This window comes from Kitasatospora sp. NPDC051705 (genome assembly GCF_044453265.1).
In the GTDB taxonomy this organism is placed as follows: domain Bacteria; phylum Actinomycetota; class Actinomycetes; order Streptomycetales; family Streptomycetaceae; genus Kitasatospora.
Genome location: NZ_JBITCO010000006.1, coordinates 116,202 through 128,541, shown reverse-complemented (window position 1 = coordinate 128,541; position 12,340 = coordinate 116,202). Strand labels below are relative to the sequence as shown.

The 12,340-nt window shown below is 75.5% G+C and carries 10 protein-coding genes; 3 read left to right on the top strand and 7 right to left on the bottom strand.

Annotation, left to right across the window (positions count from 1 at the left end; genetic code table 11):
• Positions 1-7: 7 nt before the first annotated feature.
• Together ACIA8Q_RS10305 and purD are read right to left on the bottom strand one after the other, a co-directional pair.
• Positions 8-1,591 (bottom strand): hypothetical protein, encoded by a 1,584-nt coding sequence (locus ACIA8Q_RS10305; protein WP_360205894.1) that lies wholly within the window; start codon positions 1,589-1,591, stop codon positions 8-10.
• Positions 1,592-2,145: 554 nt separating this feature from the next.
• On the bottom strand, positions 2,146-3,423 hold the full coding sequence (purD, locus tag ACIA8Q_RS10300) for a phosphoribosylamine--glycine ligase (RefSeq protein WP_360205897.1): 1,278 nt from the start codon (positions 3,421-3,423) through the stop codon (positions 2,146-2,148).
• Between the two features lie 367 nt (positions 3,424-3,790).
• Between purD and ACIA8Q_RS10295 the strand changes: the two genes are divergently transcribed.
• Positions 3,791-4,576, top strand: a complete 786-nt coding sequence (locus tag ACIA8Q_RS10295; protein WP_360205900.1) for an SLATT domain-containing protein — start codon at positions 3,791-3,793, stop codon at positions 4,574-4,576.
• Positions 4,577-4,686: 110 nt separating this feature from the next.
• Here the strand turns inward: ACIA8Q_RS10295 and ACIA8Q_RS10290 are convergent, their stop codons facing one another.
• From ACIA8Q_RS10290 to ACIA8Q_RS10280, 3 genes are all read right to left on the bottom strand, one after another.
• On the bottom strand, positions 4,687-5,334 hold the full coding sequence (locus ACIA8Q_RS10290; RefSeq protein ID WP_360205903.1) for a hypothetical protein: 648 nt from the start codon (positions 5,332-5,334) through the stop codon (positions 4,687-4,689).
• A 115-nt stretch (positions 5,335-5,449) separates the two neighbouring features.
• On the bottom strand, positions 5,450-6,448 hold the full coding sequence (locus ACIA8Q_RS10285) for a GntR family transcriptional regulator (protein ID WP_360205906.1): 999 nt from the start codon (positions 6,446-6,448) through the stop codon (positions 5,450-5,452).
• A 238-nt stretch (positions 6,449-6,686) separates the two neighbouring features.
• Positions 6,687-7,484, bottom strand: coding sequence for a carbon-nitrogen family hydrolase (locus ACIA8Q_RS10280; protein ID WP_360205909.1), 798 nt, complete (start codon positions 7,482-7,484; stop codon positions 6,687-6,689).
• 173 nt (positions 7,485-7,657) lie between these two features.
• Here ACIA8Q_RS10280 and ACIA8Q_RS10275 point away from each other — a divergent pair, with 173 nt between their 5' ends.
• Together ACIA8Q_RS10275 and ACIA8Q_RS10270 are read left to right on the top strand one after the other, a co-directional pair.
• On the top strand, positions 7,658-8,479 hold the full coding sequence (locus tag ACIA8Q_RS10275) for a maleylpyruvate isomerase family mycothiol-dependent enzyme (RefSeq protein ID WP_360205912.1): 822 nt from the start codon (positions 7,658-7,660) through the stop codon (positions 8,477-8,479).
• A 155-nt stretch (positions 8,480-8,634) separates the two neighbouring features.
• Complete coding sequence (locus ACIA8Q_RS10270; protein ID WP_396316983.1) at positions 8,635-9,489, top strand: Bro-N domain-containing protein; 855 nt, start codon at positions 8,635-8,637, stop codon at positions 9,487-9,489.
• Between the two features lie 38 nt (positions 9,490-9,527).
• Here ACIA8Q_RS10270 and ACIA8Q_RS10265 read toward each other — a convergent pair whose 3' ends face one another.
• On the bottom strand, positions 9,528-10,898 hold the full coding sequence (locus ACIA8Q_RS10265) for a nitrate/nitrite transporter (RefSeq protein WP_396316982.1): 1,371 nt from the start codon (positions 10,896-10,898) through the stop codon (positions 9,528-9,530).
• A gap of 97 nt (positions 10,899-10,995) precedes the next feature.
• Positions 10,996-12,228 carry a M64 family metallopeptidase gene (locus ACIA8Q_RS10260; RefSeq protein WP_360205921.1) on the bottom strand — a complete coding sequence of 411 codons (1,233 nt, stop codon included), beginning with the start codon at positions 12,226-12,228 and terminating at the stop codon, positions 10,996-10,998.
• Positions 12,229-12,340 lie beyond the last annotated feature (112 nt).

The following is a 12,340-nucleotide window of genomic DNA, read 5'->3' as shown; positions in this document are numbered from 1 at the left end:
CGGGGCCTCAGAGCCGCACGGGCTTCTCCAGCCGGACGTCGGCGGCGTCCAGCCAGGCCCGCAGCGGGCCGTCCTGGCCCTGCTCGACGGCCTGGGCGACCGGACCGGCGAGATCGGTGCGGCGCACCCCGCCGAGCAGCAGCACCGGGCCGTCCAGCCAGTCCAGGCCGGGCCTGCCGCCCGCGGTGTCCACGGCCGCGCAGCAGACCATCGCGGTGACGTGGTCCACCAGCAGGTCGCGGCCGGTGCGGTCGGGCTCCAGCAGCGGGGCCGGGGCGGTGGTGCGGGCCAGCTGGGCGGTGAGCGCGGCGGCCAACGGCTCGCCCTCCCCGTCGGCGAGCCGGACCAGCAGCCGGGTGAGGGTCGGGGAGCCCGGGCGGGCCTGCGGGGCGAGCCGGTCCAGGGCGGCCTGCAGGGCCGCGGCCCCGGCCCGCCAGCCGGCGTCCACCACCTCGGCCGGGTAGTCGGACCACTCCAGCTCGTGCCAGGCGCCCGCCTCCGGACGCCCGAAGAACAGTTCGGCGGCGAGCCGGGAGACCGCCCGGTCGACGCTGCCGGGCTCCTCCAACAGGTCGCAGGCCGGGCGGTCGCCGAGCCGGTTGCCGTAGCCGTCGGCCAGGCGGTCCCGCCGGGAGAGCTCGGTGAGGGCGGCGACCACCCCGGCGTTGAGGTGCGCCGGGTGGCGGCCGAGCCGCCAGGCGGGCAGCGCGACCCGGGTGAGCAGGCGGTCCCAGCCCGCGTAGGCCAGCCCGACCTGCTCCTGGGCGGCGATCCGCAGGCCGTAGTCGACCGTCCGGGCCTGCTCGGAGGCCCGGGCCGCGACGGCGCGCTCCAGCTCCGCGGCGTGGCCGCGGCAGGCGCCGAGCAGGCGGCGGGTGATCCCGCCGGTGACCCGGTCGGCGAGCGCGGCCGGGCCGCGGCGGGCCGGCCGTGGCGGGCCCGCCAGGTTGCCGCCGCCGAGGCCGGGGGCGGCGCCCTGGCCCGGGTCCAGGCTGGCGTCCAGGCTGCGCAGGAAGCGGCGGGCGGCGGCGATCTCCGGGTCGGCGGAGGCGGCGGCGCCGGCCACCACCGGGGCGAGCAGGGCGCGCAGCTCGTCGGCCCGCATCCACCACAGGAACGGCGAACCGATCACCAGCATCGGGCCGGGCGGCTCGGCGTGCGGCCGGAACGGGCGGGCCGACCGCACCGGCGGGAGGTCCTCCAGCCAGCTGTCGCAGTCCGGGGTGAGGGCGAGGACCGAGGGCGCGGGAACGTCCAGCCGGTCGGCGAGCTCGCCGATCAGCCGGTACAGCTCGGGGGCCTCGGCGCGCGCCAGCGGGACGGCCGGGGTCTGCGGCGGGACGGCCCGCCGGTAGGCGCGGGCGGTCAGGCCGGCCACCAGGAGGGCCAGCGCGGCCACCGCGCCGACCACCCAGCGGGCGGTGTCCCACCCGGCGGCGTCGGCGGAGCCGGGAGCGCCGATCCGCCCGGTGAACCGGCCCGCGAGCAGGACCACCGCGACGGCGGCGGGCATGGCGGCGGCGGCCAGGGCGAGACCTCGGACCCGCAGGACCGCCTGGGCGTGAGCGCGCGCGGTGTCGACTGCGGCCATACGGTGCGGCACCCCCTTCGGAGCCCCCGGGCACCCGGTGACGGGCCCCTGAGCCGACTCGAAACGATCAGTTACGACCGGGAAACGGAGGCGTCCGATCCCGGGCAGTGCGTGCTGCGTGGCGCTTCTGCCATTTTCGACGCCCCGGCGCGGGTGGGTGTTCCGGATCGCCCCGGTTTCCACTCGTCCCGGTGACGCCGCCCGGATTCCGGACGACCGCGACCGGTCCGGTGCGAAGCACCCGGGCGACCGCCCGGCCGGACGCCGTCCAGCATCCCCCCGCCGAAGCACCGCTACCCGGCGGCGACCCCGGCGCGCGTCCGCGCCGCACTGCGATCCAGCGCACCATAAGGCCGTCCGCCCGGTTACGTCAGCCGGATGCGGGTGCTGTCACCCGATGGGCTGGATTCCGGCCGCCGAACGGTGCGTCGGCGCCGTCGGCCGCTCCGGCCCGGGAAACGCCGCGGGGCGCTGCGTCCATGGGGGGAAAACCCACGGCACGCAGCGCCCCGCGGGCGCGTGGCGGCGGCTGCGCGGCGGCCGCCGGACAGGTCCTAGGCGGTGGCCGCCTTCAGCGCGATGTCGGTGCGGTGCTGACCACCCTTGAGGGTGATCCGGTCCACGGCGGCGTACGCGCGGTCGCGCGCCTCGCCCAGGTCGGCGCCGGTCGCGGTGACCGACAGCACGCGGCCGCCGGCGCTCAGCACCGCGCCGTCCGCCCCGTACCTGGTGCCGGCGTGCAGGACGAACGCGGTGCCGTCGGCCTCGGCCTCGGCCAGGCCCTCGATCGGGTCTCCGGTGCGCGGCGCCGCCGGGTAGCCCTCGGAGGCGACGACCACGGTGACGGCCGCGTCCTCGTCCCAGCGCAGCGGCTCCAGCTGGTCCAGGGTCCCGGTGCCGGCGGCCAGCAGGACGGCGGCCAGCGGGGTGCGCAGCCGGGCCAGCACGACCTGGGTCTCCGGGTCGCCGAAGCGGGCGTTGAACTCGATCACCCGGGTGCCGCGCGAGGTGAGCGCCAGACCCGCGTAGAGCAGGCCGGAGAACTCGGTGCCACGGCGGCGCAGCTCGTCGACGGTCGGCTGCAGGACGGTCTCCAGGACCTCCTCGACCAGGCCGGCGGGCGCCCACGGCAGCGGCGAGTAGGCGCCCATGCCGCCGGTGTTGGGGCCCTCGTCGCCGTCCAGGGCGCGCTTGAAGTCCTGTGCGGGCTGCAGCGGGACGACGGTGGTCCCGTCGGTGATCGCGAACAGCGAGACCTCGGGGCCGTCCAGGTACTCCTCGATGACCACGCTCCCCCGGCCCTGACGGCCGGGCGACTCCACCATGCAGGACGCGGCGTGCGCCAGCGCCTCGGCGCGGTCGGAGGTGACCACCACGCCCTTGCCGGCGGCCAGGCCGTCGTCCTTCACCACGTACGGCGCGCCGAAGGCGTCCAGCGCCTCCGCGGCCTCCTCGGCGGTGGTGCAGACGTAGGAGCGGGCGGTGGGCACGCCGGCGCCCGCCATCACGTCCTTGGCGAAGGCCTTCGAGCCCTCGAGCTGGGCCGCCGCCGCGGACGGGCCGAACACCGGGACGCCGGCCGCGCGCACGGCGTCGGCGACGCCCGCGACCAGCGGGGCCTCCGGGCCGACGACGACCAGGGCGGCACCGAGCCGCACGGCCAGGTCGGCGACCTGCGCGCCGTCGAGCTGGTCGACCGGGTGGACCGTCGCCACCTGCGCGATCCCGGCGTTGCCCGGGGCGCAGTGCAGCTCGGTCACGGCGGGATCTTGGGACAGAGAGCGGCACAGGGCGTGTTCGCGGGCGCCGCCGCCGATGACGAGGACCTTCACGCTTGGCAAGGGTAGCCGGTGGCCGGTTCGGGCCGTTCCCCGGTCCCGTCGGATCCTCCAGGAAGGGAGCTCCGTACGCCCACGATGCTGGAGGAACCTCCGAACCGGGCCGGGCCGGATGCGCGCCGGGTGTCCGGGTCAGGACGGCGGGTCACCGGAGCCTCGCTCGGACGGGTGAAATCTCGCCGACCCCCGCATCCCTCCCACCTCGGGTTCCGGTGGCCGAATCCGGTAACGATCATCCGGGAAGCGACCCACGGTCAGCCATTTGGCGGTAAGAAGTGCTGTTGGACAACCACCGGCAGACGCCGCGTCAGCCGATGAGCCGCCAGAACCACCAGCCCGCCCGCCACAGGGAGCCTCACAGGTGAGCCAGCCGGAAATGCAGCCCGAGGAGAGTGCCTGGGGCAAGGAGATCGGCGAGGAGGACCAGCCCGCCGCGATCGTCGCCCGCCGGGCCTCCACCCGCCGCCGGACCGATCTGAGCGCCCGCCAGTTCCCCCTCGGGGACTGGGGCGAGCCCGCCGAACGGCTCGAGGAGCTGTACCGCTGGTCCGAGGAGCGGGCCGTCGAGGCCATCGACTGGTACCGCCGGGACCGCGTCTGGAAGCGCCGCTGGGCGCGCCTGCTGCGGTTCGGCTCGGCCGGCTTCGCCGTGGGCGGGGTGACCGCCCCGCTGGTCGACCTGACCGGCACGGTCGCGCACGGCACCAGCTGGGGCTACGTCGGCCTGGCGCTCTCCGCCGCCTGCTACGGCACGGACCGGGTGTTCGGCCTCACCTCCGGCTGGATGCGGGACGTCAGCACCGCGCAGGCGCTGCAACGGCGCCTGGAGGCCTTCCAGTTCGACTGGGCCTCGGAGTGCGTGCGCGAGGTGCTCGGCCCGACCGAGGGCACCGCGGGCGAGGCCGCCGAGCGCTGCCTCGGCGTGCTGCGCCGGTTCTGCGAGGACGTCTCGGACATGGTCCGCACCGAGACCTCGGAGTGGATGCTGGAGTTCCGCGCCTCGATGACCCAGCTGCCCACCCAGTCCCCGGGGACGTGGGGCGGGCGCAGCGAGACCGGCGTGGGCGCCCAGGTGCGGGTGCTGCCGCCGCCGGGCACCCGGCCCACCATGCCGCGCCAGCGGCCGCCGGAGGGGCCGCTGCGGTAGGCCTGCGGCGGGGCGCCCGCGGCGGCGCGGGGCCGGGCCCGGAGCCGGGCACCGAGCCGGACCGGGCCGGGGACTCGGAGCCCGGGGCCCGGGGACGCGGAGCCCGGGGCTCAGGCGAAGACGACCATCGATCCCTGGGTGAGGCTGCGGGTCGCCGCCGCGTACAGACCGGCCCAGGCGTGCCGCTCCCGGGCGAAGGGGTGCAGGTCGTCCAGCGGCGGCCCGAAGGGCTGCTCCAGGCCGGTCGGGCCGAGCGGCCTGGTCGGGCCGGGGGGGTTGAACGGGTCGATGCCCAGCGCCGGGGCCACGGCCTGCAGCTCGCGCAGCAGCCCGTGGCTGGAGCCGAGCGGACCGCCGGAGGCGAGCAGCGCCTCGTCCACCAGCGGCGTCGCGAACTCGATCGGCACGTAGGCGCCGGCGTGGTCGAAGTGCCAGACCAGGTGCGACTGTTCGGCGCTGCTCTCGAACATCTCCAGCAGCTGCTCGTAGTCCCCGCCGAGCGAGTCCACCGGCGTGATGTCCAGACCGGTGAGGCCCAGCAGGTAGGCGCGGCGCAGGAAGTGCAGCGAGTCGTAGTCGAAGGCCGCTATCGGCTCGACGGCGCCGCTGATCCCCGGCACGTACTGGTAGACCGGCACCTCGGGCAGCCCGCGCGAGGCCAACACCGAGTTGTAGAGCGCGAGGTCGTCCCGGAAGGGGTTGTCGGGGCTGTGGCTCAGCACGTCCACGAGCGGGACGAGCCAGAGGTCGCAGGCCATGGCCGGCAGTTCCTCTCCGGGCGGCGGGATCGCCCGCGGGGCGGGGCGACGACGGGGGCGGTGTCGTTACCCGGGCGGCCGCGGTACGGGGCGCCCGGTTCGACGACCGCCCACCCTACCGGCCCGGGGCCGGGTACGGGTCGGGCCGGCCCTGCGGCGCCTCGGGCGGCGCCTCCGGCAGCCGCCGGGCGAACCGTCCGTGCACCGAGCGCGGCTGCGGCACCAGACCGAGGCCCAGCCCGAGCTCCCGCCCCAGCTCCCGGGCGACCTCCTCGCCCGGCCGGCGGCGCCCCGGCCCGGTCCGCTCGGCGGGCCCGGCGGGCGGCGGCGGTGCGGCGGCCTCGGCCGGAGCGGCGGGCGGGGGCGGCGCCGTTTCGCCGTCCAGGGGCCCGGTGAGCAGTCCGAGCACGGTCACGGACTCCAGCGGCCGCCCGGCCAGCTCGGCCAGCAGCCGGGCGGTGAACAGGTTGTACTCGCAGATGATCCGGTGCGCGCCGGTCAGGTCCCGGGCCTCGACGGCGTCGACCAGTTCGAGGTGGCGGTCCCAGCAGACCCCCGCGAGGACCGGCATCTCCCGCAGGTAGGGCGCGGCGAACATCCAGGACTGCACCCGCAGCCAGTCCAGGTAGCCGCTGATCCGGCGGTTGCCGGCCAGGGCGGCGACCTCCTGCCAGAAACGGCGGTCGCAGCCGACGATCACGTCCAGGTTCCCGGCCCGGGCGGCACGGACCGCCGCGTCGGCCCGGCGGCGCAGCGAGGGCAGCCGGCTGAGGTCCGGCAGCGCCCGGCGGGTGGAGAACTGGCGGTAGAAGCTGTCGGTGAGCAGCACCCTGGACTCGAAGATCTCCAGGAAGTCGTCCCAGCCGAGCTCGGGCACGGTGAATCCGCGGTGGTGCTCGGCCCGCAGCAGCCCCTGGGCACCGAGGTCGACCAGGGCCTCGCGGGCCGGCGTGGCCGAGACCCCGTACAGCTCGGCGATCTCCTTGACGGTGAAGTTGCGGCCGGCCGCCAGCCGACCGGCCATCATCTCCTCGCGCAACGCCCCGGCGATCTGTTCGCGCAGGCTGTTGCGGTGGATGACGGGGCGGGTGTCGCCGGCGCCGTTGCCGGACATGCGCGCGACCTCCTCGGGCTGGCCGGCCGGGTGGGCCCTCGGCGGACCGGCCGGGGACGGCGGGGAACACGACGAGTGCTCATCTTCTCAAACCCGCCCCGAGCAGGCGCTGACCCACCCCCCGGACGAGCCGGATCGCCCCCTCTCCCGGGCCGGGCGGCCAGCCGGACCGGGCAGGGCGGGGCAGGGCGGGCCGGGCCGAGGTGCACGGCCCGCCCCGGCCGCCCCGGGCCGGGGGTCAGCGCTGGACCGGCGCCGGGATCCCGAGCAGACGGTCGCGCAGCACCGGGAACTCCGCGCGGGCCTTGGCCACCTCCGCCGGGTCGAACTCGACGGTCAGCACCTCCTCGTCCGCCCCCGCCTCGGCCAGCACCCGGCCCCACGGGTCCACCACGATGCTGTGCCCGGCCTGCTCGACCCCGCCGTGCGTCCCCGCGGTGTTGCAGGCCAGCACGTACGCCTGCTCCTCCACCGCCCGGGCCCGCGCCAGCAGCGTCCAGTGCTCGCGGCGCCGGGCCGGCCAGGCCGCCGGGACGACCAGCAGCTGGGCGCCGGCGTCCAGCAGGGCCCGGAACAGCTCCGGGAAGCGCAGGTCGTAACAGGTGGCCAGGCCCAGCGTCGCGAAGTCGGTCGGCGCGGTGACGATCTCCTGGCCGGCACCCATCACCACCGCCTCGCCGCTGTCGAAGCCGAAGCGGTGGATCTTGCGGTAGGTGTGCACCAGCTCGCCGTCCGGGGCGAACAGCAGCGAGGTGTTGTAGATCGGCCCGTCGGGGTCGCGCTCCACGATCGAACCCGCGTGCAGCCAGACCCCGGCCGCCCGGGCCGCCGCCGCCATCACGTCCGAGGTCGGCCCGTCCAGCGTCTCCGCGCCGTCCGACCAGAGGTCGTAGGCGAAGCCGCCGAGCGCCCACAACTCGGGCAGGACCACCAGGTCGGCGCCCTGTTGAGCACGGACCAGGGCGGCGGCCCTGGCACGCCGTTCGGCGGGCGGCTCCTCGTCGGAGACCGCGAGTTGGATCAATGAAGCGCGCACAGTACCACCGTCCACGGCAAGAGACCTACGATCGTCACCCGAAAGCGCTGCCCAGCTGTCTCCCGGCAGCGTAACGTGCGGTTAGCGTGTGCGCCCGGAAGCCGGACCATCCCGGCCGACCGGGGAGGGCGGGCGCGGGCGGCAAGGAAGCTGACGGAGGGCCGGAGATTCCCGTGACGGACAACCAGACCGTGCAGGCTTACACGGACGCCTGGACGCAGAGCATCGAGTCCATATCGGAGCTGGTCGCCCCCCTCCCCGAGGGCTCCTGGAACCGGGCCACCGAGTGCCCCGGCTGGTCGGTCCGGGACGTCGTCTCGCACATCATCGCGGTCGAGTCCGAGCTCCTCGGCGACCCCCGCCCGATCCACTCGCTGCCGCGTGACCTCCGCCACGTGACCACCGAGTTCGCCCGCTACGTCGAGCTGCCGGTGGACAAGCGCCGCTGCCACACCGCGCTGGAGATGACCAGCGAGCTGGAGTACACGGTCATCCGCCGCTCCCGGGCACTGCGCAACGCCAAGCAGACGCCCGAGGAACCGGTCCGCCGGCCGGCCGGACCGCTCAGCCACGACGTGCCGTACCACGAGCTGCTGCGGCTGCGGGCCTTCGACGTCTGGGTGCACGAGCAGGACCTGCGCCGGGCGCTGGGCACCCCCGGCAACCTGGACTCCCCGGCCGCCCTGATCACCCGGGACGTCCTGCTCGGCCTGCTGCCCAAGGCCGTCGCCCACCAGGCCGGCGCCCCGGCCGGGACGACCGTGGTGGTGGACGTCACCGGCCCGGTGGAGTTCCTGCGCACCGTCCGGGTCGACGCGGCCGGCCGCGGCACCGTGGACGAGTCGATCAGCCTGGCTCCGGACGTCCAGCTCACCATGGGCTGGGAGACGTTCGTCCGGCTCGCCTGCGGCCGCGGTCGCCCCGGCCCGGTGGGCGTCGAGGGGGACAAGGAGCTGGCCGACCGGGTCCTGGCCACCTTCGCCGTGACCCCCTGACCACCTGCGCACACCACCCGGCGTGCACGAACGAGCGCGCGCCGGGTGGGCACCACTCGTGCGTCCATCCGTCAACCTGACGCCAGCACCTCACCTGTTCGGCCTCGTTGTTCCGGGCACTCCAGCCATCACCCGGAAGAAGGAGGGGCGTCCCCATGGACGACGAACAGCAGGAACGGATGGAACTGGTGCGGTCGAGCTTCCCCGGCACGGGGCAGCCGATCCGCGTCGTGATGATCGACGGGGAGCCGTGGTTCGCGCTCAAGGACGTGTGCGCCGTACTGGACCGGGGCAGTCCGGGCCAGGCCGCCAGGATCGTCGGCCCCGACGACAAGCGGACCGTCGACATGCGCTCGGTATGGGTAACTTCAACTCACCCGAACGACGTTTCCGCAGGTGGGAATGGATCCGTCCGGGGAAACCCGTTGCTGAGCCTCGTCAGTGAGGCGGGGCTCTACCGCCTCGTCATGAGGTCGAGGAAACCCACGGCCCGGCCCTTCCAGGAGTGGGTCACCCGCGACCTCCTCCCCTCCGTCCGCCGCGGCGACACCGACGCCCCCGCCCAGCAGCGGCGGATGGCGGAGACCCTGACCGAGGCGATCGGGCAGCAGGTGCAGATCGTCGCGGAGATCGAGCACGAGGACTGGCCCGGCCTGACCGTCCGCTCCGACGGGACGGTGCACTGCCGGCACGGGGAGATGACCCTCCATCTCCCGGGCCGGGAGGAGGACGGCGGGCCGCCGTACGGGGCGTACTTCGCGTGCCCGGGCGGGGAGCGGGTCGGCATCCGGGGCAGCCGGGTCGTCCCGGGCTGTCCGAAGCTGAAGCTGGTGGACCTGATCCGCCTGCGGGACGGTGCGGTGGGGCAGCCTGCGCGGGCCGCGGCCGCGCATCCCGCACCCGCACCGGTCATGCCGCCGGAGGGCACCGTGCTCTGCCTGATCGACCGGGCCAGGATCTACGGACGGCCGTCGGAGGTCACGGAGGTCCTCCGGGGCATCGGGCTGTAACGGCGGGGGGAGAGACCGCCGGCCAGCGGCCGGATTGCCTACGCCTCGGCCGCGCCGACCTTGCGCCGGAGCCGGAGGATCATCACCAGGCCCACCGCCAGCGGGACGTACTGCCAGCAGAAGGCCCAGCGGAAGGCGTCGGCGGAGTAGCCGCCGGCGCCGTCCGGGGAGAGGGCGTCGAGCAGGACGCCGATGCCGAACAGGGTGATCATCGTGCCGATGAAGCCGCCCATGTTGACGATCCCGGAGGCGGTGCCGAGGCGCTCCACCGGGTTGCGGGCGCGGGCGTAGTCCAGGCCGACCAGGGAGGCCGGGCCGTTGCTGCCCATCACCACGATGATCCCGGCCAGCAGCCAGAGCGGCGGGTGGCCGCCGGGCCAGGCCAGCACCAGGGCCCAGCCGAGTCCGGTGGTCGCGACGACGGTGAGGACGATCGGCATCCGGGCCCGGGCCGTGGCGGAGAGCAGGCGGCCGAACAGGAAGCCGAAGGTCATGTTGCTGAGCACCAGCAGGGTCAGCAGCCCGCCGGCCTCGGCCCGGGTCAGGCCCTGTGCCTCCACCAGGTAGGGCAGGCCCCAGAGCAGGCCGAAGGCGTTGCCGGGGAACTGGGTGGTGAAGTGCACCCAGAGGCCGAGGCGGGTGCCGGGCTCGCGCCAGCAGGCGAGGACCTGGCGGCCGACCTTCGGCCGGTCCCGGTCCCGGTCCCGGTCCCGGTCTCCGGCGGGCCGGTCGGCGGGCCGTCCGGCCCCGGAGTCGGGCGCTTCCCTCAACAGCAGCGCGACGAGCGCGAACACCGCGACGCCGAGCAGCGAGATCGCGGTGAAGGTCGGCGTCCAGCCCTCGCGGTGCAGGGCCTGCGCGAGCACCACGGTGGTGATCAGGTTGCCGCCCATGCCGGCGAGGCCGGTCAGCTGGGCCACGAACGGGTTGCGGGCGGCCGGGAACCACCTGGCGGCGATCCGCAGCACGCTGATGAAGGTCATCGCGTCGCCGCAGCCGAGCACCGCCCGGGAGGCCAGTGCGGGGGCGAAGGCGGAGCTGAACGCGAAGGCCAGCTGCCCGGCGCTGAGCAGGACGACCCCGAGCAGCAGCACCCGCCGCGGCCCGAACCGGTCGACCAGCAGGCCGACGGGTATCTGCATGGCCGCGTAGACCAGTACCTGGAGGATCGAGAAGGTGGAGAGCGCGGAGGCGCCGATGCCGAAGCGGTCGGCGGCGTCCAGTCCGGCCACGCCGAGGCTGGTGCGGTGGATCACCGCGAGCACGTAGACGCTGACGCCGACGGACCAGGCGAGCCAGGCCGCGCGCCCGCCGGGCGGGGACGGCGCGGGGGCGGCCGGGGGCTCGGCGGTGGTTCGGGGAGCGGGGACGGATCTGGGCGCGGCTGAACTGGCGGGCTCCACGGTCATAGTGCGAACAGCGTAGTCATCCCATGATGGGAGGCCCAGTGCGGGGGGCGGTCGGTCGCCCACGAACGCGCACGACGGCGGGTGCGTGCGCCCGGCCTCAGCCGGTGACCGTCCAGGACACCGAGCGGGTCATGTAGCGGTCCCGGAACGCCTCGTCGCGCACCCAGTCGGTGGTGTCCCGGACGGTCGCGGTGACGGTGGCCGTCCGGCCCGGCGCCAGGTCGAGCCGCGCGGTGTCCAGCGCGCCGCCGTCCGCGGGCTGCGGGGTCACCGGGACGCCGTCCACCCGCCACTCCACCCGGAGCTGGCGCGGGCCGTTCAGCGGCAGCGCCCGGACGTCCAGCCGGGGGCGCCCGGCCACCTCGCCGGGCGGCGGCACCGGGTTGTCGGTGGGCCGGACCCGGCGGTAGAGCTCCTCGATGATCGCCTCGCGCGACGGCAGGTTGTAGGCGCTGCCCAGGGTGCGCATCACCGAGTCGGGGGTGGGCCGGTAGAGGCCGTTGGCGCTGCGGTACGCGCCGACCGTCCCGGCGCCGTCGGGGGACTCCGCGCCCAGCCAGCGCCACCACTTGGTCTGCCTGCGCCGCATGTCGTCGGCGTTGAGGGTGGAGAGGTTCGGGTACTCGGCGTCGTCGGGGGCGCTGTCGTACTCGTCGCCGAGGTCCCCCACGGTGTGGCCGATCTCGTGCTGGATGATCCGGCCGGCGTCCGGGCTGCCGCCGGCCAGCGTGGTCACTCCGGTGCCGCCGGCGCCGCCGTACTCGGTGGAGTTGGCGAGCGCGATCAGGTACTGCGGCCCGGCGTCGTCCCCCGCGTACCGGGCGGTGGCGGCCTCGTCGGCGCAGAGCAGCCGGGCGGTGCCCTCGCACCAGAAGTGCATGCCGAGCGGGGTGGCGGGGTTGCGGCCGCGGCTCTCGCTCTCGGCTATCCCGGAGACCGGGGAGACCACCTCGACCCGCCGTATGTTGAAGAACCCCTGGTAGGTGCGGAACGGTTCGATGTCCATCAGCGCGTGCCAGGCCCGGTCGGCCTGCTGGCGGAACAGCTCCTGTTCGGTGGCGGTGTAGCCGTCGCCGAGCAGCACCAGGGTGATCCGGTTGGCCGGCTCCCCGGTGCGGCGCACGTCGACGGTGGGTGCGGCCGTGACGGTCCGGTGGTCGGCGTGCTGGGCGGTGTGCGGCGGCACCGCCCGGTCGGCGGGGGCACCCGGTCCGATCACGCCGAACGGCGAGGGGCCGACCAGCTCCAGGGCGGCCGGGAGTACGGCGGTGGACACCAGCACGAGCGCGGCCAGACTCCGGACGAGACGGCCAGGGTTGCCAGGCGGCATACGGGTGCGTCCTCAGGGCTCCGGTCACCCGGCGTCGCCCGGGTGGTGGAGCGGAGACGTACCCGCACCGGCGTGTCGCCCCTACCGGGTGACGAAAAAGTCACCGACCTGG